Below are 25,972 nucleotides of genomic sequence, written 5' to 3' on the forward strand. Positions count from 1 at the left end.
TGCCAGCGCCTTCCTGTAGAGCAGGCCATAATCAGCACCGTTGAAGCCGCACAAAGGTCGGGTGCCCCTTTGTCGTACTCGCCTGCTTGCCGCTGCGTTCAGCGATTTTACGCCTTTCTCTCCGATAATGACCGATGACCTTTTCTCTCACGCCTTACCACAGAAGGCTTAATCAGAATCAGGGAATGAGGGCTGATTTTTACACTGTGCAAATTAAGCTGGCTCAGAAGGGGGCAACCGCCCGGTAGATCACTAACAGATCGTCGCTATGTTGACGAGAGAGGCCAATGCAGGCCATGCGCTTTCGCATAGCCTGTCTCTGTGGTCTGCACCGCTACATCATTTGTGGCTGGCGAATAACGTTACCTTTATCAAAGCGTGAGAGCCGGTAGGGGGCAAGGTCGGTATAAACGGGCTTGTTCGTCATCATCTGCGCACACAGCAGTCCCGCACCTGGCCCGATGGCAAAACCATGACCACTAAAGCCAGAGGCAATAAACATGCCCGGGATCTGGCTCACTTCATCAATAACCGGCACCAAATCCGGTGTGGTATCAATCCAGCCCGCCCAGGCATAATCGACTTTTGTTCCCTCCAGCGCGGGGAACAAGCGGATTAATTCTGCCAGACCATCATTAACGATGCGTTTATCCGGCGTGGGATCGAGAACCCGGATTTTTTCAAAAGGGGAAGGCGTGTCATGAGACCAACTCCCCGAGGCTTCAGGGCCTGAAAAGAATGAGCCATTCAGCCGGATTTTCAGTTTCTTTGCCACTTTACTGCGGAACATAGGATAAAACTTTGCGGCATATCGGATGTTCTGCGGCGCCAAATCGATCTGGCCCAGGCCCGGAACGGCAACGGTATAACTGCCATCCAGACGGCGACGAACACAGAGTTGCGGCGTGCTCAGACAACCTTTTACAATTTCCGGGGCGGCGGTTGTTTTAAACACCGTGCCCAAAATATTGGCGGCGGGGAGTTCAACGCCATATTGTCTGCAAAAACGCGAGCTCCATGCACCGCCGCAACAGATCACCCGGCTGGCTTTGACTAACCCGCGCTCTGTCCAGACGCCAGAAACGCGTCCGGCGCTGATATCCAGTGCCCGTACCGCGCAACGCTGGAAAATGCTGGCACCCAAATTTTGCGCACCTTTTGCGATGGCCGGTACCGCCTGTGACGGTTCTGCGCGTCCATCCGTCGGCGACCACACGCCGCCACGCCAGGCTGTTTTGTCACCAATACGTTCCTGAGCCTCACGCGCGGACAACAACTGGCTGGTAAAGCCAATCTGCTTTGCCTGCTGGCCCCATTTTTCCCAACGCGCCAGGTCAGCGTCATTTAGCGTGCCATACAGGATGCCGTTGCGCCTGAAGCCCAGATCCATTCCGATTTCAGTACTGAGTTCATCCCAGCGCTGCAGGCTTCGTATCGCCATCGGCAACTCATGCAAATCACGGTTCTGTTGGCGCACCCAGCCCCAGTTTCTACCTGACTGCTCACCGGCAATCACGCCTTTTTCAAACAGCGCAACAGATACGCCTTGTTTAGCCAGTTCATATGCCGTTGACGTCCCCACAACGCCGCCCCCTATTACAACAACATCGACGGAGGTGGGGAAGAGGGTGCTGTCATTAACGCTATCGACCTTAATTCGCATGAGTTAACCTTGTTTCAAATATGATGTCGGGGCGGAATATGCATAATCCACAACACACGGGCTTCGGTATCGCTGTCGTTAAAAATGTTATGCGGCAGATGGCTTTTAAACTGAAAGCTGTCGCCCGCTTCGATGAAGGTCGTTTCACCATTCACCTCAAGCGCAAGCCGGCCCTCCATGACCACACCTGCTTTTTCACCTATCCCCGTCAGCATCTCTTCAGAACGCGTGCGGGGAGGGATGCTGATATACATGAACTGGATATCGTGTTCGCCGGACGGCGATAACATCTCTTTGCTAATGCCCTGCTTGCCAACCTGAAAATGCGGTCGCTCACGCCAGCGACGAACATAGTGTTCAGCACCTGGCCGCATCACCTCATGCTGTTCAAGAAAAGCGGTCAAGGGGACATTCAAGACCACCCGAAGCTGCTCCAGTACCCGTACCGTCGGGTTAGCCAGATTACGTTCAATCTGGCTAATTGCCCCTGCCGACACATTGGCCTGTTGCGCCAGTTCTTTGATAGTCATATTGCGAGACTTGCGTATTAATTTTAACCGTACGCCAATATTGATCTCGACGGCACTCAGATCCTCAGAGTGCATTAACGCTGTTTTCATCACCATGTTCCTTAAGGTTTCGTGCCTCCGTGCATGAAAGCGCGATTAGGGCATTCCCCACTTAGCTTTGATTTTTTGCAAAGTGCCATCCGCTTTCATCGCCGTCAGGGCGGTATTGATATCGGCAAGCAGCTTATCGTTGCCTTTTTTCACACCAAAGGCCATGGGCGCGATATGCTCGGGCTTATAACCATCCACCACATGCATGCCTTTGTACGCGCCTGATTTTTCCTGATATTTCATGATCGGGTAATCGTTCATGCCCGCCGCGATACGACCCAGCGACAGATCACGCATCATGTCTGCCGGACTGTCGTACACTTTCACCTCTTTCGGGATACCGCTCTTGATCAGAGCCTGCGTGTAATCGGTGCCTGTCATGGTGCCAACGATGTCACCTTTCAGATCCTGCTGAGAGCGATAGACTTTTTTGTTGTCATCACGCACAACCAATCCGGGTCCGAATGCGGTGACCGGCTGTGAGAACGAGATACGTTTTTCACGCTCGGGTGTTGGTGTCATCCCGGCCACGATCATGTCAATTTTGCCAGCAATCACAGACTGAATCAGCGTAGAGAAGGGCACAGCCGTAAAGTTAACATCCAGGTGCTGACGTTTAGCCACTTCGGCAGCCACATCCGGCATGAAGCCTTCAATCTTACCGGTTTTCGTATCCAGAAATGTCGTTGGCGCACTGGAGGGCGGCGAGCCTGCCGTTAGTGTGGCAGCGTGCGCACTGTAAGTGACACCGAGGGCAACAGACAATAAAGCCATAGTAACGTGCGACCGAATAGACATCACTCACTCCTGATTAACATGCGAACAATTAACTTCACTATAATGAAATTAAATCCCCTCCTGTCAATCTTTTCTTTTTAAAAATGCTGCGCCTCACAAATTAACATAAAACCCTTTGATTTCGGGGCAAAGTGAGCCTTCAATCCATTTTGTTACATGAATAAGTTAATGCTATGACGTCATCCGATGAAAAGTTTGACAATATTTACGGGTAGCCATATTCATTAAAATGAATTTTAGCCTCACACTCAACACCGGCGGGAGCGCATAATGGACTGGAGCAGTATTCACGTTTACCTTCCCTTTCTTTTGCAAGGGGCGGAAATGACAATTTATATCACGATCTTGTCCTTGCTCATCAGCACGCCGTTAGGTCTGGTGTTTGCTGCCGCAAAAATGTGTCCTTTTAAAATCATCTCCTGGCCCGTGAGCGTCATCATCAATATCACGCGTGCCTTACCGATGATTGTGGTGCTGTTTTATATCTATTTCGTTTTCCCCGATATCGGCATTACCCTGACATCGTTTCAGGCCAGCGTGGTCGGTATCGCTTTCTGCTTTTCTACCTTCCTCGCAGAGATTTTTCGCTCGGGTATTGAATCGGTCGATCGTGGTCAGCTTGAAGCGGCGCGCTCGATGGGCATGAGCTTCTTTAAAGCGATGCGGCGCGTCATCCTGCCTCAGGCTTTTCATGTCGCGCTGCCGCCGTATAGCAATACGCTGGTGATGATGCTGAAAGATTCTGCGCTGGCATCAACGATTGCGGTTACCGAAATGACCCGGCAGGGACAGCTTCTGGCCGCCTCAACCTTTGATAACACCACCGTATATACGCTGGTGGCGTTACTTTATCTGACGTTGTGCATGCCACTGCTGGCTTTCACTAAGCACCTTGAAAATCGTCAGAAAAAAGGAGCCTGAGATGATTGAAATTCGTGATGTCCATAAGCGGTTCGGTGCTGTCGAAGTGCTGAAAGGGGTAAGTTTCCGCGTCGATGAGGGCGAAGTGGTATGCCTGGTGGGGCCCTCCGGTTCCGGAAAATCGACTGTGCTGCGCTGTATTAACGGGCTTGAAACCTATGAAAGCGGCACCATTCGCGTGCTCGACCAGCATGTTGACAGTAAAAGTAAAAATATCAATTCGCTTCGGCGCCAGATAGGAATGGTTTTCCAACGATTTAACCTCTTTCCGCACCGTAGCGTGCTGGAAAACGTGATGGAAGGTCCGATTTACGTTAACGGTGAATCGCGCAGTAAAGCCGAAAAGATAGCCAAAGAGTTGCTGGAAAGAGTAGGACTGGCCGACAAAGTCTCCGCCTGGCCGTCGCAGCTTTCCGGTGGTCAGCAGCAGCGCGTGGCCATCGCCCGAACGCTGGCATTGCAGCCGAAAGCCATTCTTTTCGACGAACCGACATCAGCACTGGATCCGGAGTTAGTCGGCGAGGTTCTGCAGGTCATGCGCAACCTGGCACAGCAGGGAATGACCATGATCGTGGTCACGCATGAGATGCAGTTTGCAAGAGAGGTCGCCGATCGCGTCTGTTTCCTGCACAGCGGACAAATTGTGGAGCAGGGCCACGCTGAACAGGTGCTGTTGCGCCCTCAGGAGGCGCGCACGCAAGATTTCCTACGGCGGGTTCTGGGAACATCTGCGTCCGGAACAGGATGAGACGGGAGCAATTCTGTCACTCCTGAGACTTTTTAGCGCCTCAAGAAAGGGCATGACGCGCAAACAGCGGATTGATGACGTTACCGTGCAGATACACCCGCCTTGCTGATGGCCACAATCAGCGCGGTTCCGCCGAATCCCCATCCCCAGAATGTTTTCGCAGACTTAATTTTCCTGTCACAAGCGCCTTTAGCATTGTCAGTTCCCTGTCTGAATCCGGTTATATTCGGTCAACGACAGGCTCAAACAGAAACTTTCCTGACATTCTCTTTGAAGACACGCTACCAGACCGAAAGGATGGCCGCGTGTGCGTGAGGCCCGTCAGGTACGGGGAAAGCGTGTCCGGAGAAGGATAACCGTGCAGCTTCCGGATGATGCATTTACCCGGCATCAGTCGTCGGACAAAAAAAGGCCCGTCAGCATGAACGCGACGGGCCAGCACGGAGGCGACGAAAATATTTCTGACAACAGACACATCACAACGGAGTAACGTTAACCAATATTCTGCGAAAGACGTATTTCAGCTGCAGGGAGAGTTTATCGGGGCTTGCTGCCATTCTCTCTGGCCTGGTGCTCCAGGCATCTTATAAAATTCTCTATTATCTGCACAGAGTAAGTTATGGCCAGCAACTCTGCCGTGAGCTGGACATCCATACGCATCAGCGTCTCCATGACGCCGGGCTTGCTGAGGACCGGCTTCATATTTTTTACCCGGTCCATCAGATGTGTCCAGTTATTGATAAAGGTGTCCGGGTCAGCATAGGTTCCATCCCTCAGTTGCGTGTAAATCGCGTCAACATCCGCTTTCATTAGCCTGACGGCCTTAATCAGTCTTTCCTCGTAAGTGGGCTGGTTTTCATCAGACACGGAACGTTTCCACCATACCTCTCAGCGCATGCGCCTGCTCAGACAGTGACTGCGAAGCCGAGGATGACTCCTCGACCAGCGCCGCGTTGTTCTGCGTCACGCCGTCCATCTGACTCACGGCAACACTCACCTGCGAAATGCCCTGCATCTGCTCTGCGGACGCCAGGGAGATGTTATCCATCGCCTCAGCGAGCTCACCGACCAGGCCGACCACCTTCTGGATACTCTGTCCGGTCGATGAAGCTACGCCGACGCCGCTTTCAATCTGATCGACGGCCTGCTCAATCAGCGTCTTGATGTCCTTTGCGGCCGTCGCGCTGCGCTGTGCCAGCGTACGCACCTCTCCGGCTACCACGGCAAATCCGCGTCCCTCTTCACCTGCGCGGGCCGCTTCCACCGCGGCGTTCAGTGCCAGAATGTTGGTCTGGAACGCGATGCCCTCAATCACTGACGTGATGTCGCGGACTTTTGCGGCACTCGCTGAGATGTCCTGCATGGTCATTGACATGCGCTGTACGTCCGACCCGCCTGCGTGAGCCAGCTGCGCGGTCCCACGGGCGGACTCTGCTGTCTGCTGCGCACTGGCCGCGTTGCTCTTCACCGTGGCGGTCAGCTGCTCCATGCTGGCGGCCGTTTCCTGCAGCGCAGCCGCCTGCTGTTCGGTGCGGGATGACAGTTCAGTATTACCCTGCGCGATTTCGTCCGAGGCGAGGGCCACAGAGGCAGAGGTCTCTTTAATCTGCGACACCAGGCCGCGCAGGTTGGCCTGCATGCTGTCAAGCGACGCCAGCAGGCTGGTCGTGTCGTTGCGGCGAAGCACGACCGGCGATGTGAGGTCGCCGGCCGCAATGGTGGCGGCCAGTGCCTGCGCCTGGGCAGGCTCACCGCCCAGCTGGCGCATTAGTACACGGACAACCAATACACAGGCCCCGACACTGATGAAAATGGATGCACCGGCCAGAAGGATCAGGATGAGAGATGAGCGTGAAGTTGAAGTGCTGTTCTCCTTCACCTCAGCAAAGCTTGTCTTCTGCTGTATCCCTGTCACAACCTGCAAATCGCTGAGCATTTTATCCTGCACGGGCTGGACCTCTTTTGTCAGACACTCAAAGAAGTCTTTATCGCGATTGGCCAGGCCAAGCTGACTGGCCTTTGCAAAAATGGCAAAAAAAGAGGCCTCTGTATCGGTCAGTCTCTTGAAAGCGTTCCGTCCTGCCGGAAGAGAATCGATCTTCAGCAAGTCACCAAGAGCCTGGCGGTTAGCGCTATATTGCGCCTGAGTTTTCTGCATGCGCTCTGCTACGGGTTTCATTGCCACAGGATCGCTCAGCAGCCCAAGCGTTCTGACGTCTATGGACATCTCTCTCAGTTCACCGAGCATGTCCTGCGCAATTTGGTACTTTTTCATTTTGATGTTTACGATCCTGTCCATTCCTTCCCGGGCTTTATAGAGCGCATTCAGCGCAGTACCGGTGCAGATGATGAACAGGAAGATAAGCAGGCCGAAACCTGCAGCAAGGCGAGTCGATATTTTCATGTCTTTTCTCGTTATATAGGGCGTTCTGGTGTTGGTTAATCTTTGCCGGACGTCAAGAGCAGTCCGACCGGATTAATCCTAGATGGGTTTTTGCATTTAGTGCTTATTTCGCCCCAGTATTACTGAGAATAATCTGAAAAAAATTGTTTCTGCGTACTTCAATTGCCTGCGCAACGGCTTTGCCTGACGTCGGAATCTGTCATCTCAGTCACGTCCAGCCCCACTGATGGGGTTGCCTTCAGAAAACCCTTATGATGAGAAATCCGTCACGCACAATAAGTTGATTGAGAGACTAAACATCCTTTTCCAACAAACATCTCTCCCCGATCGAAAAGCCGCGATAATCCGTGCCATTACTCTACTTACCTGAGTCCGTGACCAGACAATCCCGGCTTGACGTGAAATGAATGCCCCTTTTTAGGAGGCGCAGGCCATCTGGGCTGATTGACAGGTGGTCAGTAAAAAGAGGCCTGTTGCATGGTCAACATGACACATCGTCAGTATGTCAAATTGATTCCAGTGATAAATGATCGACCTGCGTCACAATTAAAGAAAGCAACTATCGTGACGATAACGTTAGGGCGTGATTTGCACGCTTTGACTACAGGGAGTCAACATGGCCGTTATCAACACAAATACGCTGTCACTGGTTACGCAGAATAACCTGACAAAGTCACAGTCTTCACTAGGCACGGCGATTGAGCGCCTGTCTTCCGGTCTGCGCATCAACAGTGCAAAAGATGATGCAGCCGGTGAGGCCATCGCTAACCGTTTCACCTCCAACATCAACGGGATGACCGTTGCCGCCCGCAATGCCAACGACGGTATTTCGCTGTCGCAGACCGCCGAGGGCGCGCTGACTGAAATTAACAATAATCTGCAGCGAGTTCGTGACCTGACCGTTCAGGCGCAGAACAGCTCTAACTCAGCCTCGGATGTCGACTCGATTCAGGCTGAAGTTAACCAGCGCATGCAGGAAATCGACCGCGTTACGAAACAGACTGATTTCAACGGTATCAAAGTGCTGAACACCGGCTCCGGCAGCACCACCTACAATTTCCAGGTGGGCGCAAAAGACGGCGAAACTATTGGTATTGCGCTGAGCTCAAGCGACGGTTTTGACCTGGCTGCAGCGGGCAACGCTTCTACAGGCACCACTCAGAATACCAGTTCTACGACAGGCCAGACGGTCAACGGCAATGCCCGCACCACGTCAGCCATCGGCTTCGACGTGCTGAAAGGGGCTGTCACCGGCGGTTCAGGCGGCACAGCGTCAGGTACCACGCCACTGGCCGACATTGATAAAGCCATCAAAGCGGTCGATAACCAGCGCAGCCTGCTGGGTGCCTCGCAAAACCGTTTCGAGTCCACCATCAGCAACCTGAACAATACCGTGACAAACCTGACCGCGGCCCGCAGCCGTATTCAGGATGCGGATTACGCGACGGAAGTGTCGAACATGTCCCGCGCGCAGATCCTGCAGCAGGCGGGCTCTTCTGTACTGGCCCAGGCCAACCAGGTGCCACAGACCATGCTGTCACTGCTCCGCTAATAAACGCTGAGGAACTGGATGCTGTCTGATGCAGTTCCTCACGATTTCGTCCCGCTCTGTAACCAGAAGCGGGCAAAACCCTGATTCTCGTCGCGGTGGAAATGTCAGGTTGAACATGGGATGTGGGGCGGAGTAGCACTCTGAACACGCCATCAAGATGCTTAAGCAGGGCTATGGACTGATTTAAGAACACCATCTTGCCAAACGCCCGTATTATCGGCTCCCGGCACGAAGCCGTTTTCTTTACTGTTTCATTTTCGAGTGTTAACCGAGGAAAGATAATGAACAATATTAAAATCGGCGTCCGTCTCGGTGCCGGATTTGGCTTTATCCTGCTTCTTCTCATCGTTATTACCCTGGCCGGTTTAATGCGTATCGACTCACTGGGCGACACCGTGGATAAACTGGCCGGCGATCGTTTTGACAAGGCTACCGCTGCCAGTAATCTTCGCTTTTACGTTACTGATATGAGTCGTATGGTTCGCAGCATCGCGCTTGTCGACGATCCGGCGCAAAAAGAAAGACTGAAACAAAATTATGAGCAGGCCCGCACCCGGCTTGAAACGGCTTTCAACAAAGTCGATCACATACTGCACGCTCCCAGAAGTCGCGAGCTGATTGACGTCATGAAAAAAGCAGGGAAACAGTATCTATCTTATTCTGAGCAGGCGGTAAAACTGGGTATGGAAGGCAAGCGGGATGAGGTGACGCAACTACTCACCGGGCCGGCTTATCAGGCTCAGGACGAATACACAACGGCTATCACGGACCTCGCCAACTTCCAGGGGGAGCAGATGAAAACCGCGGGAGCTAAAGCCGCGTCAGAGCAGCGCAACGCCGTAACGTTACTCGTTTCACTCAGCCTGGCTGCCATTGTACTGGCAGCAACGCTCGCCTGGTTTATTACCCGCAGTATCGTCAGGCCCGTCAATATCGCACTTGAAGCGGCGGTAAGGGTTGCTGAAGGTGATCTCACTGCAGAGGTGCCGGTGAGCGGACGGGACGAAACCGGGAAACTGCTTGAAGCTATTCGTGGCATGCAGCATTCCCTGGTGCAAACCGTGAGTGCCGTTCGGGCGAATGCGGAAAGCGTTGCCGCAGCAAGCCTTCAGATAGCTCAGGGAAACACCGATCTGTCACAGCGCACTGAAGAACAAGCCAGCGCGCTGGAACAGACCGCTGCCACGATGGGTGAACTGGGTGTCACGGTCAGGAATAACGCAGATAATGCCAGCCAGGCCGCCACGCTGGCCGTTACGGTACGTGAGGTTGCCCGGCAGGGTAATGACATCACTTCAGATATCACCGATACCATGAAGGGCATAGGCGAAAGTTCAGGGCGCATTGCGGATATCACTTCAGTGATTGACAGCATCGCTTTCCAGACCAACATTCTGGCGCTCAATGCCGCCGTCGAAGCTGCCCGCGCGGGTGAGCAGGGTCGCGGCTTTGCCGTTGTCGCTGGTGAAGTTCGTTCACTGGCGCAGCGCAGTGCGACTGCTGCGGGTGAGATTCGTCAGCTCATTGAGGCCAACGCTCAGCGCGTCAGTGAAGGCTCAACGCTGGTAGCGCGTTCTGCTGGCACGATGTCTGCCGTTGTTTCTTCGGTGGGCCAACTCACTGACAGGGTAGAGGAAATTACCGCCGCTACTGCTGAACAGGCGCGCGGCATTGAACAGGTCAGCATAGCCGTGACAGAAATAGATGACGTCACGCAGCAGAATGCTTCACTTGTGGAAGAGTCTGCCTCTGCGGCAGCAAGCCTGCGTGAACAGGCCGATCTGCTAATGCAGTCTGTATCCGTTTTTACACTTTCAGATCATTCATCCTCCGCCGTTAAAACAGCACTTGTTGCGCCCGTAACGGTTACCGCATCCCCGACGACGCATGACAATTCCATGCGATCAAAAGAGACAACGCTGGAAGAAAACTGGACAACATTCTGAGCATGCCCCGATGTGAGGGGGTAAGCAGGCAACGCTACGTGAATTCTGTATAACCCGCAGGGGTTCTGTGCGCCAGTTTTCACGTAGCGCGCCCGGTGATTACGGGCTTCAGGTCCAGAGGGGACGCAGGTGAGGTGCCGGTGCGTAACCGGGTACGTGTCGGGATGCCTTATTTAACATAATTAGTATTATGCGCACTTTAATGTAACGGCTAAATTCAGATGTCCGCCTCTGGCTGTATTGAGATGTCCGCATTATCGTCCTTTTTCCAGGGTTTCCCGGCTGAGGACGCAACTGATGACGGCTTAGGATTCGGAGTGCTGAGAGCATGAACAGACGTTTGGCCCCCATACGTCTTGCCAGCCAACTGCTAAGCGGTATGACCAACATCAGGCCCAGGATATAGACATTACTTATCCATGCCAACTGGCTAACGGGTAGTTGGAGTACTTGCCTCCCCTGTGACATCTCTCACCCCCTGCCAAAACATTTCCGTTTAGTACTGGAAAAATACTCTCTGTATCCGGCCAGACATTGCTGATAATTTGTCCAGACTCTGGTTTAACATAGCTGACAAACGCTTAACGGACGCATCAGAAAACGAACAGCATCAACGTAAGGCTTCGTGCCACGAGGGGCCGTTTCTGACATTTCAAAAAGCGACACGACTAACAGCAAACGAATACCGCTCATCTTCCTTTTCTGGCAACCGTTTCGACGTGAAGAAAGAACGTATTACTGAAACGCGACGCTCTGCCCTTTTGCTTACTAAGTATTCATTGCCCGGATGTTCAGGCGACCGTAAAAATTAACGACACTGACGAGTAGGGAAAAATGATGAATAAAACGATTCTGGCGCTAGCCGCCGTTGCAAGTGCTTCGGCCATTGTGCCGCTGATGGCTCAGGCATCTTACGCGTATGTGGGAACCTATAATCCCAATGGCGAAGGGGTTTATCGATTTATCCTCAATGCGCAGGGTGAACTGTCGGGAAAAACATTGGTGAGTCAACTGCCCAACCAGGCACAGATGGTGGCGTCAGCGGATGGTAAACATCTTTATGTGGCGAGTGAGACCGAGAAAGGTAGCATCACCGCTTATCAGATTGGTACGGACGGTTCGCTCACGGCATTAAATCAGGTCGACACGCAAGGCAAAGGACCGGTGTACCTGTCCCTGACACCCGATCAGCGTTACCTGATGGTCGCAAATTATGTCAGCGGCAGTATTACAGTGTTTGCGGTAACGCCAGAAGGCAAGCTGAGTGAGGCTGTCGATCATCATCAGGACAGCGGCCCGGCTGGCGCAGGCAAACCGGCCGCAGCGGTAGACGGCAGCTTTGCCATCAGCGATCACAATGGTCCGCATGCACATATGGTCGCCAGCGATCCCACGGGCCAGTTTGTTTACTCGACGGATTTGGGGCTGGACCGCATTTACCAATACCACCTGAATAAAGACGGTACGCTGACGCCCGGCAAACCCGCATGGATAAACGCCTCGTCTGCCGGTGCAGGCCCCCGCCATTTCGTTCTTAGCGCTGAGGGTCATGCGCTCTGGTTAGTGAATGAAGAAGCCTCCACGCTCACACATTACCTCATTAATCCGCAAAGCGGTGCTTTGCAGGAAAAGGCCACGGTTTCTACGCTGCCTTCCGGTTATAAAGGCACCAGTTTTGCAGCCGGGTTAGTCATTGATAAGGGCGGGAAAAATCTTTACGTCGCCAACCGTCTGCATGACAGCATTGCGCACTTTGAGGTCAATGCTAACGGCACACTGACGCATAAAGATGATGTGTGGACGCGCGGGGATTACCCCCGAACGCTGACATTATCCCCTGATGGCAGCATGATTTACGTGATGAATCAGCGTAGCGATAACATCACCAGCTTCAGGGTGGATAAAGCGAGTGGTGCCATCAGCTTTACCGGGAACTATGTTGCCGTAGGCGCTCCTTCACAGATGGTTATTGTTCCCTGAAACATTGATGCGGATAACATGCACGTCACACTGTGGTGCGTGTTACCGACGCAGCGTGCAGGTGCACGAGAAGGTCAGTCTCGCGCACCTGCCCGTTCAAGATCACTAACGGGCATGATCGATAAGCACTCAGGCCCAGCGATTATCGCTGCCAGTGCCAACGCAAAATCAAGTGTTATCATCCACAATCACCGCAACCCGCTGTCCGGCGCGCACGGCACTGCCTGGCTGTACGTTAACCTGCTGGATGATCCCATCGCAGGGTGCCAGCAACGGAATCTCCATTTTCATGGATTCCAGCACCACCAGAACATCCCCCGCCTGAACCCGACTTCCCACCGTGGTTTGCACTTGCCAAAGGTTGCCGGAAACCGGGCTTTCGACACCCTGCTCGCCCTGCTGTAGCGGTGCATCACCGCCCTCTTCTGCCACGTTCTCCTGGCTGTCGAAATGGGCCTGACCACTGGCGATCCAGCGATCGCGTTCCGCATTGAACGCCTGTTGCTGGTGGTCACGAAACGCCGCGATGCTTTGCGCCTCATGAGCGAGAAACTGCTGATAATCACTCAACCGCAGCGTACTGGGCTCAATGCGCAGCGGATAACGCCCCAGCGGGAAATCGCGGCGGATTTGCACCAGTTCCTCGGCGGATACAGGGTAGAACCGCAGTTGATCAAAGAAGCGCAGCAGCCAGGGTTTCCCCGCAAAATCAGCAACCTCTCGATAGCGATTCCACATCTGAAGCGTGCGCCCCACAAACTGATAGCCGCCAGGTCCTTCCATGCCGTAAACGCAGAGGTAAGCGCCGCCGATACCCACCGAGTTCTCTGCCGTCCAGGTGCGCGCCGGGTTGTATTTTGTGGTGACCAGGCGATGGCGCGGATCCAGCGGTGTCGCAACCGGCGCCCCCAGATAGACATCGCCCAGCCCCATAACCAGATAGCTGGCCTCAAACACCGTCTCCCAGACCGCCTGTTCGTCAGGCAGATCGTTAATGCGGCGAATGAATTCAAGGTTACTGGGGCACCACGGTGCATCAGGGCGTACCGTCGTCATGTACTTTTCAATCGCCTGGCGACAGGCGGGATCGTCCCAGGAAAGCGGCAGATGTACTACGCGAGTTGGCACCTGCAGATCATCACTCAGGCAAACCCTGAGCCACTCGCCGCGTACCCAGTCCAGCAGCGCGTCATGGGTGAGGATTTCAGGCTGAAAATGGATCTGCAACGAACGAATCCCGGGCGTGATATCAATCACCCCGTCTTTTGCATGCGCTTCCAGCGCCTGCATCAGGGCATGAATGCGAAAACGCAGAACCAGATCCAGCTCAGGCTCCCCGGCTTCGAGTAGCAGATGCGTATCGCCAGAAAGTCGCGCGACCAGGCGCTTATCGGCCTCACCGCAGGTCATCACGATCGGCGAGGTCAGCGGCGCAGGTTGCCAGGCTGTCGCCTGGCCACAGAGCGTTGCCAGTTCCTGGCCTCGCGCTTTAGCCAACTGGCGCGCGGTGGTTAAATCCACCGAGGTAAAGCGCACTTTATCACCGGCTTTCAACTGCCCTAACTGCCAGAGATCGGCTTCGATGACTGTGACCGGACAAACGAATCCCCCGAGGCTGGGTCCATCCGGGCCCAGAATCACCGGCATATCGCCGGTAAAATCAACCGCACCTACCGCGTACGGATTGTCGTGAATGTTTGACGGATGCAGTCCGGCTTCGCCCCCGCTGTCTCGGCTCCAGATGGGCTTGGGCCCAATCAGGCGGACGCCCGTGCGGCTGGAGTTAAAATGCACTTCCCATTCCGTGGCAAAAAAAGTGGCGATATAGTCCGGCGCGAAGAACTCCGGCGCACCGTGTGGACCATAAATTACCCGTAGGGTGCGGATCTGCGGGAGATCCGTGCGCAATGCCTCAGGAAGTGCCACGCCAGCTTCCGTTGCTGCCTGTGGGGCCAGGTGCAGCACATCGCCGCTACGCAGTGCGCGTCCAGCGTGGCCGCCAAACTGGCCAAGCGTAAAGGTGCTTTTACTGCCTAAATACGTTGGCACCTGAATGCCGCCGCTCAGGCAGAGATAGCTTCGCACGCCCGCCCCACTCACAGCACCCAGCTTTAACGTCGCCCCGGCGGGAATGGTAAAAACACAATCCATCGGCACGGGCTGGCCATCCAGGATAGCGCTCAGTGGTGCACCGCAGATGACGGCCTGGATGGCGGTATTGAATTTCAGAGTGGGTCCGGTGAGGGTCATTTCCAGTGCGGCTTCCCCCTCGTCATTGCCCAGCAGCCGATTGCCTGAACGCAGGGCGCGGTCGTCCATCGGCCCCGATGGCGGTACGCCGACCGCCCAGTAGCCCAGACGGCCCGGATAATCCTGCACGCTGGTTTGCGTACCGGCGCCTAGCACCTCAACCGTCGCTGCCTGATAGCTCAGCTGTTCCAGACAACGGGTCCAGGGTTCTCCCTGAACAAAGGGCGCAAACGCTAAAATTTGCTGCAGATAGAGGCGGTTGGTTTCAACACCGTATAAACGCGTTTCTGCCAGCGCCTGCGCCAGTGTGGCAATGGCCTCCGGGCGGCTGGGCCGCCAGGCGATCGTTTTCGCCAGCAGCGGATCAAAAAAGGGCGGCACTTCGCAACCGGCTTCAATCCAGTGATCAATGCGCAGGCGAGCATCCTGTTGGTCGGGAAAGGCAACGTCTGTCAGCAGGCCCGGTGAAGGCTGAAACTGCCGTCCCGGATCTTCCGCAAAAATGCGTGCCTGGATAGCATGGCCTTGTGGCGCAAGCCCGGCAGCCAGCTCGCGCAGGGGCGGCAAGGTGTCCGCAGCCAGTTCAATCATCCATTTCACCAGGTCAACGCCCCAGACCTGTTCTGTTACGCCATGCTCGACCTGAAGGCGAGTGTTGACCTCCAGGAAGTAAAATTGTTGGTTCAGGCTGTCATAGACAAACTCCACGGTGCCCGCGCTGCGATAGTTCACTGCTTTACCCAGCGCAACTGCCGCCTCGCAGAGCGCCTGTGCCATGCCTTCAGGCAAATTGGGGGCAGGTGTTTCTTCGATGACCTTCTGGTTACGCCGCTGCACCGAGCAGTCACGCACGCCCAGCGCGATAACGTCTCCTTGCCCGTCACCAAAGATTTGCACCTCAAGATGACGTGCGCGTTCGATATAGTTCTCGAGAAACACGCCGGCATCACTAAAGTTGTTCTGCCCCAGCCGCTGCACGGTATCAAACGCTTCCGTCAGTTCATGCGCATCGCGACAAACGCGCATGCCAATCCCGCCGCCACCCGCCGTACTTTTCAGCATCACCGGATAACCAACGGTCTCGGCGACGCGGCAGGCTTCGGCGGCATCGGCCAGTAATTCGCTGCCTTCCAGCAAGGGCACACCTTCAGCTTTCGCCAGAGCACGGGCCGTGTGCTTCAGACCAAAAGTCCGCAACTGCTGTGGCGTTGGGCCAACAAAAATCAGCCCTGCGGCCTCGCAGGCCTCAGCGAACCCGGCGTTTTCAGAGAGAAAACCGTAGCCCGGGTGAATCGCCTGTGCACCGCTTTGCTGCGCTGCGGCAATAATTTTTTCAGCGGCCAGATACGTTTGTGCCGCCGGGCCGTCGCCAAGGGACAACGCTTCATCGGCATCACGAATATGCAGGCTGCCCAGATCGGCCTCGGCATAGACAGCCACCCCCTTGACCTGCATGGCGCGCAGGGTGCGCAAGATGCGGCAGGCGATCGCACCGCGGTTAGCAATCAGTAAGGTATCAAACATAAGCGGAACTCTCAGGAAAGCGGGTCGTCCCGCAGAAAGTCGACATGTCCCCTGGGGCCGTCCCCGGGGCTTCTCCTTTTCAGGCGTGCGTATTGTTCAGTCGCACCAGGCTCAGTTCCATACCAATACCTCGGCGGGCGTGGGATTCCAGCCGTTACAGGGGTTATTCAGCTGCGGACAGTTTGAGATTAAGACCACCGCATTACACTCGGCGCGCAGTTCAACATATTTGCCGGCGGCGGAAATACCGTCTTCAAAGGTCAGTCCACCCTGCGGCGTGACGGGAACGTTCATAAAAAAGTTGATGTTGGCGCCGATATCGCGTTTACGCAGGCGACCGTCATGCAGGCAGGCACAAAGAAAATTATCCCGGCAGCTGTGCATATAGCGCTTGTCGTGAGCATAACGTACCGTGTTACTTTCCTGCGCGCAGGCACCGCCCAACGTATCGTGGCGGCCACAGGTATCGGCGACAATGGTCAGTAGCGGATTGCCCATATTCGAGTAAAGTACGCTGCCGGTGGTCAGGTAAGCATTACCCTGACGGCGCAGCGTACGCTGGGGATCGTAACGCTCGCGCGGATTATCTGCGTTGTAGAACAGCGTATCGATCGCCTGATTCCCTTCCAGGTCGAGCAGACGCAATGTTTGCCCTTGTTTGACCTCAAACAGCCAGGGTTCGCCCGCCGGAATCACATGACGGTAAACCGCATCTTCTGGACGGCGGTCACTGGAAATAATCATCATCGCTGACTCCTTACAGGGCAAAAAGTTGGGTGTTATGTATTGCGCGCTGATTTTCATCGCGGATGAACAGCGCTTCAGTGGTAGCCTGTGCGTCATCGGCCTGATACCAGCTCAGCTGGATGGGACGCGGTGCATAGTCAGGGGCAGGATCCATTGGATGGGGGAGCGCGGTCAGGACGATCAGCACGTCCATTGGGGCAAACAGCTCAACAACATCCCCTGCGCGGCTATGTTCGGTATCGAAGCGGAAGCGGCCATCTTCATCGACGGTGACTTTGCTAAAGAAGTTAACGACCATGAGCAGATCTTCAAGACCCAAATCCCATTTGCCCATCTCGACCAGCAGATTATCGACTCCATTGCGGTAAAACCCATTCCGCAGCTCCTGATAGCGCCCTGCGCCATATTTTTCGCGCGTTTCCGCCGCGTTAAGTACGCCACCAAACGGGTCGTGCCAGCCACAACTGTCCGCCACGATCCCGGCGAGTACGCGGCCCATATCGGAATAAAAACAGTGGCCGGTAGTGAGCCGGGCCGTATGCTGGCCCTTCAGCGTATCCGGTAGATTAAGGCGTTCACTTTTCTCATGCGGATTGAGCATCATCATGCTGACGTTCGCGCCGCCATCAATATCGGTCAGGCGCAGGATGTGCCCTTTGCGCAGAATGAATGAGGTGTGCGCCCCGCCGGGAAGCCGCTCTTCGCGCAGGCTGGGCGCTGAGTGAAAACGTGCCGTCATTGCTGTCTCCTTAATGCATAAACGTTGTCTTTACTGTCTGTCATCAGCTGTGCCATTCGCGCCTCATTCAGCGGAATGTCATAGGTGATACGCGCGCCCCAGGCATGAGGGGCTTGGGGATCGTGGCGGACTTTGTCAAATACCAGTAGCCGTGTACCCAGGTTGAAGCCTTCGGTAAGATCGTGGGTGACCATAAAGACCGTCATTCGGGTTTCACTCCACAGTTGAAGCAGCAGCGCGTGCATGTCTTTGCGGATACCGGGATCCAGTGCGCCAAAGGGCTCATCCAACAACAGCACTCGCGGTTGCATGATAAAAGCCTGGGCAATTGCCAGCCTTTGCTGCATTCCGCCGGAGAGCTGTGCCGGATATTTATCCAGCGCATTTCCCAGCCCCACTTTGTCCAGCATCTGTCGTGCCTGCTGCCGGGCCGCGCGTTTTCGGGCACCGAACAGGCGACCAGACAAGGGCGAAGCAGGCAGTTCGAGCCCTATCGCGACGTTATCCAGTACATTGAGATGGGGAAACACGGAATAGCGTTGAAACACGACGCCGCGGCTGCGGTTGGGTTCTGTCGCCAGTGCCTTACCATCCAGGGTGATCTCTCCCCGGGTGGGTTTTTCCTGCCCCAGCAGCAGGCGCAAAAACGTCGACTTCCCGCAGCCCGATGCACCGACCATAGAGCAGAACTCGCCCGCCTTAACCTGCAAATTGATGCGTTCCAGCACCACGTGGTCACCGTACTCCTGCCAGATATTGTTGATACTGATAAAACTCATTCCCGGCCTCCTTCCGCCCATGGGAAACAGGCGTTGTGCAGCTTGCGCAGGCCCAGATCCATCAGCCAGGCCAGCAGCGTGATCCAGATGACATAGGGGATAATCACATCCATCGCCATGTAGCGACGCACAAGGAAAATGCGATAGCCCAGCCCGGCGGTCGCCGAAATCGCTTCGGAGGAAATTAAAAACAGCCAGGCCGATCCCAGAAGCAGCCGTACCGAGGTGATAAGCCGTGATAACAGCTGCGGCAGCACGACCCGCAGCACGACCGTCCAGCTATTGGCTCCCAGGGTTTGCGCTTTGATTAACAGTTCCGCCGGAATTTCCCGTGCCCGCTGTTCAAGATCGCGTGCCAGCATCGGCGTAATGCCAATGACGATGAGCATGACCTTCGACAGCTCATCCAGGCCGAAAACAATAAACAGCACGGGCAGAATCGCCAGCGGCGGCACCATTGAGACAACCGTCATCAGGGGTGACAGTGCGGCGCGGGACATCGGAAAAACGCCCGCGGCAATGCCGAGGCACAGACCAATCAGCGAGGAGAGCGCCAGCCCCATGAGCAGACGACTCAGGCTGATAAACGTATCGGCCCACAGCAGGTATTCACCACTGCGCTTATCTGGCGTGAAGGCCATCCGATCAATCGCCTCAATCATCTGCGACAGTCCGGGCAGCAGTTTGTCCTGCGGATTGGCCTCCAGCCGCACCGCTGATCCGATAAACCAGGCGGCGATGATCAGCACGAAGGGCAACAGCATTAGCGTCAGGCGCATGCCCTGGCGGGGATAGCGGTTGATGTAGCGCATGACATGAACTCCCGTGGTCAGTGGTTACAACTTGCCCGCAGCGGCCAGCTTAAGATAGCTGTCGTCAAAGCGCAGTTTGCTGTTAGCCCTATCGCCAACGGTGACGTTGCCCGGGAATGTCATGCCGATAAAATCAGCGCTCTGTGCGCCCTGACCCAGCAGACCTTTGTCAAACGAGAAGTTCGCCACGCGTTGCATGGTCTTTGGCAGATCAGGCGAAGAAATAAAGGCCAATGTCTCAGCAGGCGTCCAGAACAGATGCGTTGTTTTAAGCTGAGCCTGATAGCCCGCGAGGTCGGTACCGGAATCTGCCGCCATTGCACTCAGCGCTTGTTTATCACCCGCCTGCATTTTTGCCATCATTTCAAACCACGCACCGGTCAGCGCTTTGCCGAGGGCGGGGTTATCTTTCAGCGTTTGGGTGTTCACGACCATCATGTCGATGAGTTCGCCGGGCACTTGGGTGGAGCTAAACACTTCGGTGGTTTGTGGCGTCTTTTTGATGACGGACAACTGCGGGTTCCAGGCTACCGCTGCCCGCACATTGCTGGTGCCAAAGGCCGAGACGATATCTGCATCGGAGGTATTAACCACTTTCACATCTTTTTCCTGCAGCCCGGCTTTTTCCAGTCCGCGAACCAGGAGATAGTGCGATACCGAGAGTTCGGGCAGATAAACCGACATACCTTTCAGATCGCTGAGTTTTTTATTCATCCCTTTTAGCACGACGCCGTCGTTGCCATCGGAATAGCTGCCGGTGATGAGTGCTGTCGAATCTACCCCACCTGCCGCCGGGATAGTCAGCGCATCCATGTTGGTCATGGTGCAGCCGTCAAACTGCCCTGCCGTGTATTGGTTGATGGATTCGATGTAGTCGTTGAGTTGAACAATATTGATTTTGATGCCGTATTTGCTGGCCCATTTATCAATAATTTTTTCATTGCTGATGGTGCCCCAGGGCATCCAGCCCGCATAGATCGTCCAGCAGATGTTGAACTCTTTTTTAACCGTGGCGAAGGAAGAAAAGCTGATCAGCAAGGTGAGTGACAGCAAAAGCGTGCGGATGAACGGCGTTGTTTTCATGGTTAACCTCTGGTTGGCACAAAAAAGGAGCAGCGCGACACCTGACGGTGCTGCTGTCTCCCGGGCTTTTGTCCCGCCGTGTAACCTCTCAGAGGTCGCCAGCTCTCGGACCAGACATTCACCTGCGTGAACCGGAACCCTAGCCAGCTATTTAATTCAGATTATGTGTTGCGCTGCTTACCGATCAGGTTTTTGCAATTGACGTGCCAGAATTAATGACGATAAAAATCAGTTACTTATAATTATTCCTGGTGACGAAGCACCAGAATGATGAGTGACCGAGGGGCATTGCACATAATCAGTGCTGACTGGAACACGAAATATGCTGTGCAGTCCTTACATCATAAGCATAAGCGCGGTTTCTGGGCGACGTTGCAGCGGTAGTGTCCATCCTGACGAGGCGTGACGGTATAACGCCTGACGCAATACCGCTGATGGCGCGAGGTGCTTTAATCCTGTACATGTCGCGCGGCCAAGGAGCCACTATTAGGCGATAGCCATCCTTGTAGTTTAAGGGAACGTACACGCTTTCAACGGTGACCATCCGCACTTCTCGTTTGTTGACCCTCCATTACTGCTGTTGATGCCCGCACGCGGGTATGGCAGTGGCGTGCTACACAGAGACTGGCTTTGCGTTCTGCCGGTTCTTTAACCCACCATAAACGTCGCGCGTTTTTTGCAGCAGGGTCATCCGGCCTGCACTACAGTTAACTGACTCAGTAACCAGCAAAAACACGACCATGTCCTCTTCCCTTCGCTCAAATCTGTTTGCCCGGTTGCGCCTGCTGATCTCTGTGGTGGCAGGTCTCGTCTGCTATGTTTTACTGCCTGAGCATCTGGGGCAAATGCAGAGACTGTTAATCAGTTGGAACGTGCTGGCATGGCTCTATCTGTGGTTTATCTGGTTTCGCATGTTGCGTACCGCGCCAGATGAGATTAAACGAATCGCCCAGATGCAGGATCAAAGTGCCGCGCTGGTGCTGGGGCTGGTCATCGTGGCCTGTATGATCAGTATGGTGGCCATCATGAGCGAGCTTCCCACGTTAAAAAGCCTGACGGGCTCGTCGCGGGCCCTGCATCTGCTTTTGACTGCCATGACGCTCATCGCCTCATGGGCCTTACTACCCAGCGCATTTGCCATGCATTATGCCCATCAGCATTACCTGCTTCGCAGCAACAGTATCACGCCGATGATCTTTCCGGAGAAACCGACGCATCCGGGTTACTGGGATTTTCTCTACTTCTCTTTCACCATCGCGGTGGCATCCCAGACGGCGGATGTGGCGACGGGCACGACAGAAATGCGCAAGATCGCCTTGTTGCAGTCGGTTATCTCTTTTATTTTTAATCTGGCGATTCTGGGACTGTCCGTGAATGTGGCAGCCAGTTTGTTAAGTTGAGAGTCTGCCTGCGACGATAGCCAGCAGAGAAGCGCATTGACTGTTACGGGAATTTACCGCTTAAAGCCTGTGCGACGGGAAGCTGCACCCTCTTTGAAAGGGTGCAGAGACTGCGAGAAAAATTAACCGCCCTGCTGCTGTTGCCCTTGCTGTTGACTGGCCGCTTCTTTCTGTTTCTTTTTGGCCATATGATGTCCAACAGCGCAGCCTGCTGCGGCCCCAGCGACACCGTGATGTTTAAGATGCCCTGCCACGCCGCCCACGGCCGCGCCCTTTAGACAGCCTTTGGCTTCAGCTTGTGAACTCATCGCCATGAGCAGACCCGCGGTAACAAGAACAACTGACAATTTTTTCATCGAATGACTCCCTGATAAATAGCGAATACGCATTAATATCTACTGAGCATAGTTAGTCAGGACGCTTCTGCTGGCCGAAGTCAGTAAATCTTGAAACCGTTTACCCGCCGTTAAGCATTTAACGTTCCGGGAGTGATAGCGATATCATAACAGGCGCTTTTTAGCACAATATTCAGTCCTTAACGCTTATCGATAACGACGGGAAGGAGATGTAAGAGAATATAAAAAACTGCACCTTACTCAGTCAAACGTCCAGCTTTTGAGGTGCAGTTCTTTGAGGGGGTTGAGCATAATTAAAAGGCTAAACAATCAGTTCAGGATGTAAAACCGAGCAGGTTCAGGACATATCATCCTGAGTTTCATCGTGTGGGCAAGGTTCGCCGGTGTCATAACAGGCAGGATTAATGCGCAAACCGCCTGAAGGCTTTTGATGAGCAGCAAGTTTGATGTTCCCCGCACTGCCCGCATTGTTCTTTTGCAGCGAAGAAGCTGACTGTTGTTCATGTACAGATACAGCCAGTGCTGCATTCTGAAAGGTAATCAAGGTCGCGATGGTGAACGCCGTTGTTTGCAGTGGCACTTTTACGGATAACATTTTCATAACTTGCCCTTTAGAGATTACGCAGGAAGGACAGAACGGTTAGCCGTTCTGCTCTGTGCTGTATTCAAACTCAGCAGTGTAAAAATAGAATCTATATATTTCCATTTTAAGACGGACCTGATAAACCAGATTACTCCTTGCCAGCCTGATACAGAAAACACCAGGCGGAGGGAAATAATAAAGATTAAGATCATTATCTTATTTACCTCATTCTGTTCGTTGATATTGCAACATCCCCCCTTACTTACACATTTTTCAAATCCTGTCTGAGCAGAGCATTAACCAATGACGAGCGGATGAGCGGTAACTGGCTGCACTTTCTCTCTAACTGTCTAAACCTGGCATCGATAGCACCATACTCAAAAACCTGTGCAGGCCGCGGCCAGAAATTTCATGCTTTTAGCGCAATGTATTCTGCGCATAACTTTCATGCCGAAGCGTTTAAGACGCGCTTTGTTTTTCTGTTTTTGTATACGCTGACGTATCAATTCAGACCACGCTGCATCGTTAACGACTGCTCAGGAAGCATGAAATGAAAGTACAAAAACTTGATCAACCCGCTTCAATCAAGACGCTGGAATCATGGGGGACCGTTGAGGGCCTTCCGGGATCGCCCGAGATTGCACTGGCAGGGCTGCAGACGGTGATCCCCGGTCATGAGAATACAGATATGGGCATTTTTGAATGTACGGCGGGCAGTTATCGTCGCGGCGTTAAGCAAGCAGAGATGATGCATTTCCTGTCAGGAACGGGTTCCTTCACAGCGGATGGCGAAGCACCACAGCATTTCAAACCTGGCGATACCTTGTTCTTTGAAGCGAATACAGAAGGGACATGGGTCATGGAGACCACCATGCGCAAGCTTTATGTGATTTTCGACACCCTGTAAAAATTCGATCACTGATTCATCCCACTGAGGATGAATCAGGACAGCATAAAATCGACGGCATCGTTCGCATGAATGCGCGTTGTATCGAATACCGGTAGCGCGCTTTGTGCTTCTGAAACCAGCAAACCAATTTCCGTGCAGCCAAATATGACTCCTTCTGCACCTTGTGAAGCCAGTTCCTGTATCACCTCAAGATAATACTGGCGGGAGCCTTCCGTAAATGTCCCCATGCAGAGTTCATCAAAAATGATTTGGTTGATGACGTTACGCTGTTCTGCCGGTGGTACCAGGGTAGCAATTGAGAATTGTTTATTCAGGCGGCCCAGATAGAAGTCCTGCTCCATGGTATAACGCGTGCCCAGCAAGGCTACTCGGGTCATGCCTTTGCTCGTTATCGCCCTGCCCGTCGCATCCGCGATATGTAAAAAAGGCAAGTGACAGCGAGATTCAATCGCCCCGGCAACCTTGTGCATCGTGTTGGTACATAAGACGATTGCGTCTGCACCGGCGCCCGCCAGACCCACGGCAGCCTTAGCCAGTAGTTCACCAGCCCGATCCCAGTCGCCACTGCGCTGGCAGGCTTCAATTTCATGAAAATCCACGCTGTGCAGAAGCAGCTTTGCCGAGTGTAAACCGCCTAATTTGCTTCTGATTCCCTCATTGATCAACCGATAATAAGGGAGCGTTGATTCCCAGCTCATGCCGCCTATAAGGCCGATTGTTTTCATCACTCTCCTTTGAAATAGATCACTGCCAAAGCCTGTCGAGGATAATAAAACTGCGCGTTGCCTGAAAGGATTATGACGGGTTAGCCGCGTGTTTTCAGGCGTTGCGCTAACCCGTTACCGCCAGAGCCTTACCGCCGCCGGGCAGCGGAAATCCAATGCCCGGCAGGGATCTACCATCACGTTTTATTGCCTTTTTCACTCGCCTGCTGCAATGCCGTGATGACGATCCCCGGCGTTAACACCTGAGGCAGGACAACGGGTTTTCCGCCGTCAGCAGGATAAACCACATACAGCGGCAAACCACCACGGCCAAAATCACTGAGTGCCTGCTCAACGTCAGGATTGTACTTTGTTGAGTCAGCAATCATATAAATGGTGTTGGTGCGCGCCATAGCCGTCTTTACTGCCTGGGTTGACAGCGAGGTACGTTCATTAACCTGACAGGTAATGCACCAGGAGGCGGTAAAATTCACCAGAACCGGTTTACCCTGGCCTTTTATAGCGTCCACATTTTGGGGCGACCATGCCACCGCAGCCGCTGCCACAACATCCGAAGAATCAGGGGCTGCCGTCGAGGTTTTCAGCGTAAATAACGGTGGTACCAACAGGATAATTACAACAGCTGTGGCGATGTGCAGAGCCCAGTGCCGCCTTCCCATCATCTGCCGCTTCTGAGCCAGGCCATACAGCCAGGCGGCAAAACCCAGCAGCAGGCAACAGGTCAGTATCGCTGCCAGCGCCGTCGAGCCAGCCTGCCGTTCCAGCACCCAGATTAACCAACCCGCCGCACCCAGCATCGGAAACGCCAGGCCATGTTTTAGGGTGATCATCCAGGCACCCGGCGACGGCAGTATTCGGGCAACGACAGGGAAAAAGGAAATCAAGGTGAAAGGCGCAGCAAAGCCCAACGCCAGAGAAAGAAAGATAATAAAGCTGATAACGGGGGGCTGTACAAGCGCATAACCTATGGCGCTGGCCATAAAGGGCGCGCTGCACGGGGTAGCAACAACAATAGCCAGCGCCCCCGTTAATGCGGACCCGGTCAATCCACCCCGCTCGCCCCCGACTTCGCCGGCCCGCTGAAGTGATAATCCCACCTCGAACAGGCCAAACAGATTAAGTGCGGATGCCAGCATCACCAGAACCAGCAACGCAATCACCAGCGGTGACTGCAGTTGAAAACCCCAGCCCACTGATGACCCACCGAATCTCGCCAGCAACAGCAGACCAACCAGTAACATCATGGTGACCACTACGCCAGCCAGAAAAGCGAGCCCTTCTGCACGAGCCTGTGCGGGCCTGGCGTGATGCCGTATCAGACTCAACGCCTTGAGCGAAATGACCGGGAACACACAGGGCATGAGATTAAGTATGATGCCGCCCAGAAAAGCGGCGGCGATAGCAGTCAACATGATTTATTTGTCCAGATCGG

Annotated in this window: 22 protein-coding genes, 1 pseudogene and 1 riboswitch; of the genes and pseudogenes, 7 read left to right on the forward strand and 16 right to left on the reverse strand. The window is 54.2% G+C overall.

Features of this window, described 5'->3' with window-relative positions; genetic code table 11:
* Positions 1–334 precede the first annotated feature (334 nt).
* From DFO57_RS15430 to DFO57_RS15440, 3 genes are read right to left on the reverse strand one after another with little or no spacing between them, the layout of a single operon-like run.
* Positions 335–1,663, reverse strand: a complete 1,329-nt coding sequence (locus tag DFO57_RS15430) for an FAD-binding oxidoreductase (RefSeq protein WP_064374337.1) — start codon at positions 1,661–1,663, stop codon at positions 335–337.
* A gap of 14 nt (positions 1,664–1,677) precedes the next feature.
* A complete protein-coding gene (locus DFO57_RS15435; protein ID WP_014604642.1) occupies positions 1,678–2,283 on the reverse strand; it encodes a cupin domain-containing protein in 606 nt (201 codons plus the stop codon).
* A gap of 45 nt (positions 2,284–2,328) precedes the next feature.
* Positions 2,329–3,081, reverse strand: coding sequence for an ABC transporter substrate-binding protein (locus DFO57_RS15440; RefSeq protein WP_014333166.1), 753 nt, complete (start codon positions 3,079–3,081; stop codon positions 2,329–2,331).
* Positions 3,082–3,351: 270 nt separating this feature from the next.
* Here DFO57_RS15440 and DFO57_RS15445 point away from each other — a divergent pair, with 270 nt between their 5' ends.
* Positions 3,352–4,002: an amino acid ABC transporter permease gene (locus DFO57_RS15445; RefSeq protein ID WP_013027890.1), complete on the forward strand. Its 651-nt coding sequence runs from the start codon at positions 3,352–3,354 to the stop codon at positions 4,000–4,002.
* A gap of 1 nt (position 4,003) precedes the next feature.
* Positions 4,004–4,750: an amino acid ABC transporter ATP-binding protein gene (locus DFO57_RS15450; protein WP_014333167.1), complete on the forward strand. Its 747-nt coding sequence runs from the start codon at positions 4,004–4,006 to the stop codon at positions 4,748–4,750.
* A gap of 537 nt (positions 4,751–5,287) precedes the next feature.
* Here the strand turns inward: DFO57_RS15450 and DFO57_RS15455 are convergent.
* A complete protein-coding gene (locus tag DFO57_RS15455; protein WP_013027892.1) occupies positions 5,288–5,617 on the reverse strand; it encodes a hypothetical protein in 330 nt (109 codons plus the stop codon).
* On the reverse strand, positions 5,610–7,154 hold the full coding sequence (locus tag DFO57_RS15460; protein ID WP_110015498.1) for a methyl-accepting chemotaxis protein: 1,545 nt from the start codon (positions 7,152–7,154) through the stop codon (positions 5,610–5,612). The genes DFO57_RS15455 and DFO57_RS15460 overlap by 8 nt, the downstream gene beginning before the upstream one ends.
* Positions 7,155–7,770: 616 nt before the next feature.
* On the opposite strand from DFO57_RS15460, the gene DFO57_RS15465 reads away from it, so the two are divergent.
* Both DFO57_RS15465 and DFO57_RS15470 read left to right on the forward strand, forming a co-directional pair.
* Entirely contained in the window at positions 7,771–8,706 is a 936-nt protein-coding gene (locus DFO57_RS15465) for a flagellin (protein ID WP_013027894.1), read from the forward strand.
* Between the two features lie 281 nt (positions 8,707–8,987).
* Positions 8,988–10,652, forward strand: a complete 1,665-nt coding sequence (locus DFO57_RS15470) for a methyl-accepting chemotaxis protein (RefSeq protein WP_064374336.1) — start codon at positions 8,988–8,990, stop codon at positions 10,650–10,652.
* A gap of 321 nt (positions 10,653–10,973) precedes the next feature.
* On the opposite strand, the pseudogene DFO57_RS22920 reads toward DFO57_RS15470, so the two are convergent.
* A pseudogene (locus DFO57_RS22920) lies at positions 10,974–11,120 on the reverse strand (hypothetical protein); the annotation flags it as partial.
* Between the two features lie 366 nt (positions 11,121–11,486).
* Here DFO57_RS22920 and DFO57_RS15485 point away from each other — a divergent pair.
* A complete protein-coding gene (locus tag DFO57_RS15485) occupies positions 11,487–12,632 on the forward strand; it encodes a lactonase family protein (RefSeq protein ID WP_110015499.1) in 1,146 nt (381 codons plus the stop codon).
* 168 nt (positions 12,633–12,800) lie between these two features.
* Here DFO57_RS15485 and uca read toward each other — a convergent pair whose 3' ends face one another.
* The 6 genes from uca to DFO57_RS15515 form a co-directional block, all read right to left on the reverse strand.
* Entirely contained in the window at positions 12,801–16,406 is a 3,606-nt protein-coding gene (gene uca, locus DFO57_RS15490) for an urea carboxylase (protein WP_110015500.1), read from the reverse strand.
* A gap of 111 nt (positions 16,407–16,517) precedes the next feature.
* Positions 16,518–17,153 carry an urea amidolyase associated protein UAAP2 gene (locus DFO57_RS15495; protein WP_110015501.1) on the reverse strand — a complete coding sequence of 212 codons (636 nt, stop codon included), beginning with the start codon at positions 17,151–17,153 and terminating at the stop codon, positions 16,518–16,520.
* A 10-nt stretch (positions 17,154–17,163) separates the two neighbouring features.
* Positions 17,164–17,892, reverse strand: a complete 729-nt coding sequence (locus tag DFO57_RS15500; protein WP_013027907.1) for an urea amidolyase associated protein UAAP1 — start codon at positions 17,890–17,892, stop codon at positions 17,164–17,166.
* Entirely contained in the window at positions 17,889–18,671 is a 783-nt protein-coding gene (locus DFO57_RS15505; RefSeq protein WP_041457892.1) for an ABC transporter ATP-binding protein, read from the reverse strand. The genes DFO57_RS15500 and DFO57_RS15505 overlap by 4 nt, the downstream gene beginning before the upstream one ends.
* Positions 18,668–19,483: an ABC transporter permease gene (locus DFO57_RS15510; protein ID WP_013027909.1), complete on the reverse strand. Its 816-nt coding sequence runs from the start codon at positions 19,481–19,483 to the stop codon at positions 18,668–18,670. Before DFO57_RS15510 ends, DFO57_RS15505 begins: the two co-directional genes overlap by 4 nt.
* A 24-nt stretch (positions 19,484–19,507) precedes the next feature.
* Positions 19,508–20,566 (reverse strand): putative urea ABC transporter substrate-binding protein, encoded by a 1,059-nt coding sequence (locus tag DFO57_RS15515; RefSeq protein ID WP_014604647.1) that lies wholly within the window; start codon positions 20,564–20,566, stop codon positions 19,508–19,510.
* A 55-nt stretch (positions 20,567–20,621) separates the two neighbouring features.
* A riboswitch (guanidine-I (ykkC/yxkD leader) is annotated at positions 20,622–20,720 on the reverse strand.
* Positions 20,721–21,306: 586 nt separating this feature from the next.
* Here DFO57_RS15515 and DFO57_RS15520 point away from each other — a divergent pair.
* On the forward strand, positions 21,307–21,966 hold the full coding sequence (locus tag DFO57_RS15520; RefSeq protein ID WP_013027911.1) for a DUF1345 domain-containing protein: 660 nt from the start codon (positions 21,307–21,309) through the stop codon (positions 21,964–21,966).
* 122 nt (positions 21,967–22,088) lie between these two features.
* Here DFO57_RS15520 and DFO57_RS15525 read toward each other — a convergent pair whose 3' ends face one another.
* Both DFO57_RS15525 and DFO57_RS15530 read right to left on the reverse strand, forming a co-directional pair.
* Positions 22,089–22,322, reverse strand: coding sequence for a hypothetical protein (locus tag DFO57_RS15525; protein ID WP_014604649.1), 234 nt, complete (start codon positions 22,320–22,322; stop codon positions 22,089–22,091).
* Positions 22,323–22,659: 337 nt separating this feature from the next.
* On the reverse strand, positions 22,660–22,923 hold the full coding sequence (locus tag DFO57_RS15530; protein WP_110015502.1) for a hypothetical protein: 264 nt from the start codon (positions 22,921–22,923) through the stop codon (positions 22,660–22,662).
* A gap of 532 nt (positions 22,924–23,455) precedes the next feature.
* On the opposite strand from DFO57_RS15530, the gene DFO57_RS15540 reads away from it, so the two are divergent.
* Positions 23,456–23,812 (forward strand): cupin domain-containing protein, encoded by a 357-nt coding sequence (locus DFO57_RS15540; protein WP_013027915.1) that lies wholly within the window; start codon positions 23,456–23,458, stop codon positions 23,810–23,812.
* 35 nt (positions 23,813–23,847) lie between these two features.
* Here the strand turns inward: DFO57_RS15540 and DFO57_RS15545 are convergent, their stop codons facing one another.
* Together DFO57_RS15545 and DFO57_RS15550 are read right to left on the reverse strand one after the other, a co-directional pair.
* Positions 23,848–24,540, reverse strand: a complete 693-nt coding sequence (locus DFO57_RS15545) for an aspartate/glutamate racemase (protein ID WP_110015504.1) — start codon at positions 24,538–24,540, stop codon at positions 23,848–23,850.
* A gap of 176 nt (positions 24,541–24,716) precedes the next feature.
* Entirely contained in the window at positions 24,717–25,952 is a 1,236-nt protein-coding gene (locus DFO57_RS15550; RefSeq protein WP_013027917.1) for a protein-disulfide reductase DsbD, read from the reverse strand.
* Positions 25,953–25,972 lie beyond the last annotated feature (20 nt).

The sequence above is a fragment of the Pantoea sp. AG702 genome (genome assembly GCF_003182295.1).
Lineage (GTDB): Bacteria > Pseudomonadota > Gammaproteobacteria > Enterobacterales > Enterobacteriaceae > Pantoea > Pantoea ananatis.

What these genes read in the sequence shown, in the direction of transcription:
- DFO57_RS15430 (WP_064374337.1), bottom strand. Translation starts at nt 1,663, where the DNA reads ATGCGAATTAAGGTCGATAGCGTTAATGACAGCACCCTCTTCCCCACC.
- DFO57_RS15435 (WP_014604642.1), bottom strand. Translation starts at nt 2,283, where the DNA reads ATGAAAACAGCGTTAATGCACTCTGAGGATCTGAGTGCCGTCGAGATC.
- DFO57_RS15440 (WP_014333166.1), bottom strand. Translation starts at nt 3,081, where the DNA reads ATGTCTATTCGGTCGCACGTTACTATGGCTTTATTGTCTGTTGCCCTC.
- DFO57_RS15445 (WP_013027890.1), top strand. Translation starts at nt 3,352, where the DNA reads ATGGACTGGAGCAGTATTCACGTTTACCTTCCCTTTCTTTTGCAAGGG.
- DFO57_RS15450 (WP_014333167.1), top strand. Translation starts at nt 4,004, where the DNA reads ATGATTGAAATTCGTGATGTCCATAAGCGGTTCGGTGCTGTCGAAGTG.
- DFO57_RS15460 (WP_110015498.1), bottom strand. Translation starts at nt 7,154, where the DNA reads ATGAAAATATCGACTCGCCTTGCTGCAGGTTTCGGCCTGCTTATCTTC.
- DFO57_RS15465 (WP_013027894.1), top strand. Translation starts at nt 7,771, where the DNA reads ATGGCCGTTATCAACACAAATACGCTGTCACTGGTTACGCAGAATAAC.
- DFO57_RS15470 (WP_064374336.1), top strand. Translation starts at nt 8,988, where the DNA reads ATGAACAATATTAAAATCGGCGTCCGTCTCGGTGCCGGATTTGGCTTT.
- DFO57_RS15485 (WP_110015499.1), top strand. Translation starts at nt 11,487, where the DNA reads ATGATGAATAAAACGATTCTGGCGCTAGCCGCCGTTGCAAGTGCTTCG.
- uca (WP_110015500.1), bottom strand. Translation starts at nt 16,406, where the DNA reads ATGTTTGATACCTTACTGATTGCTAACCGCGGTGCGATCGCCTGCCGC.
- DFO57_RS15495 (WP_110015501.1), bottom strand. Translation starts at nt 17,153, where the DNA reads ATGATGATTATTTCCAGTGACCGCCGTCCAGAAGATGCGGTTTACCGT.
- DFO57_RS15500 (WP_013027907.1), bottom strand. Translation starts at nt 17,892, where the DNA reads ATGACGGCACGTTTTCACTCAGCGCCCAGCCTGCGCGAAGAGCGGCTT.
- DFO57_RS15505 (WP_041457892.1), bottom strand. Translation starts at nt 18,671, where the DNA reads ATGAGTTTTATCAGTATCAACAATATCTGGCAGGAGTACGGTGACCAC.
- DFO57_RS15510 (WP_013027909.1), bottom strand. Translation starts at nt 19,483, where the DNA reads ATGCGCTACATCAACCGCTATCCCCGCCAGGGCATGCGCCTGACGCTA.
- DFO57_RS15515 (WP_014604647.1), bottom strand. Translation starts at nt 20,566, where the DNA reads ATGAAAACAACGCCGTTCATCCGCACGCTTTTGCTGTCACTCACCTTG.
- DFO57_RS15520 (WP_013027911.1), top strand. Translation starts at nt 21,307, where the DNA reads ATGTCCTCTTCCCTTCGCTCAAATCTGTTTGCCCGGTTGCGCCTGCTG.
- DFO57_RS15525 (WP_014604649.1), bottom strand. Translation starts at nt 22,322, where the DNA reads ATGAAAAAATTGTCAGTTGTTCTTGTTACCGCGGGTCTGCTCATGGCG.
- DFO57_RS15530 (WP_110015502.1), bottom strand. Translation starts at nt 22,923, where the DNA reads ATGAAAATGTTATCCGTAAAAGTGCCACTGCAAACAACGGCGTTCACC.
- DFO57_RS15540 (WP_013027915.1), top strand. Translation starts at nt 23,456, where the DNA reads ATGAAAGTACAAAAACTTGATCAACCCGCTTCAATCAAGACGCTGGAA.
- DFO57_RS15545 (WP_110015504.1), bottom strand. Translation starts at nt 24,540, where the DNA reads ATGAAAACAATCGGCCTTATAGGCGGCATGAGCTGGGAATCAACGCTC.
- DFO57_RS15550 (WP_013027917.1), bottom strand. Translation starts at nt 25,952, where the DNA reads ATGTTGACTGCTATCGCCGCCGCTTTTCTGGGCGGCATCATACTTAAT.